1 protein-coding gene is annotated in these 1,273 nt (G+C 43.4%); it reads left to right on the top strand.

From position 1 onward, the window contains the following. Nucleotides 1–1,273 (top strand): class I tRNA ligase family protein (locus tag HMPREF2795_RS10085; RefSeq protein WP_148131316.1); only part of this gene is annotated, 1,273 nt, incomplete at both ends.

A 1,273-nucleotide genomic window follows, 5' to 3' on the forward strand; every position in this document is an offset into this window, starting at 1 on the left:
ATGACTTGGTTTCAACATCACTTTACTATGCCAACAAGGTTAAAGATGGCAAAGGTGTCCTAGACACTGATACTTATATCGTTGTTTGGACAACAACTCCATTTACTATCACTGCTTCTCGTGGTTTGACTGTTGGTGCGGATATTGATTACGTTTTGGTTCAACCTGCTGGTGAAGCTCGTAAATTTGTGGTTGCTTCAGAATTGTTGAACAGCTTATCTGAAAAATTTGGTTGGGCGGATGTTCAAGTTTTGGCGACTTACCGTGGTTCAGAATTGAACCACATCGTGACAGAGCACCCATGGGATACTGCAGTAGATGAACTTGTTATCCTTGGTGACCACGTTACGACAGACTCTGGTACTGGTATCGTCCATACAGCCCCTGGTTTTGGTGAGGATGACTACAATGTAGGTGTTGCTAATGGTCTAGAAGTTGCCGTGACTGTTAACGAACGCGGTATCATGATGGCTAATGCTGGTGCTGAGTTTGAAGGTCAATTCTATGACAAGGTTGTACCAACGGTTATTGAAAAATTAGGAAATCTTCTTCTTGCCCAAGAAGAAATCTATCACTCCTACCCATTTGACTGGCGTACGAAAAAACCAATCATCTGGCGTGCAGTTCCACAATGGTTTGCTTCAGTATCAAAATTCCGTCAAGATATCTTGGATGAAATCGAAAAAGTGAAATTCCATTCAGAATGGGGTAAAGTCCGTCTTTACAACATGATCCGTGACCGTGGTGACTGGGTCATCTCACGTCAACGTGCTTGGGGAGTTCCTCTTCCAATCTTCTACGCAGAAGACGGCACACCAATCATGACAGCTGAAACGATTGAACATGTAGCTCAACTCTTTGAGGAACATGGTTCAATTATCTGGTGGGAACGTGATGCTAAAGACCTCTTGCCAGAAGGATTTACACATCCAGGTTCACCAAATGGCGAGTTCAAGAAAGAAACAGATATCATGGACGTATGGTTTGACTCAGGTTCATCATGGAACGGAGTAGTGGTTAACCGTCCAGAACTCAAATACCCAGCTGACCTCTACCTTGAAGGTTCTGACCAATACCGTGGTTGGTTCAACTCATCACTCATCACATCTGTTGCCAACCATGGGGTTGCACCATACAAACAAATCTTGTCACAAGGTTTTGCCCTTGACGGTAAAGGTGAAAAGATGTCTAAATCTCTTGGAAATACCATTGCTCCAAGTGATGTTGAAAAACAATTTGGTGCGGAAATCTTGCGTCTCTGGGTAACAAGTGT

The organism is Streptococcus sp. HMSC056C01, from assembly GCF_001811305.1.
GTDB lineage: Bacteria > Bacillota > Bacilli > Lactobacillales > Streptococcaceae > Streptococcus.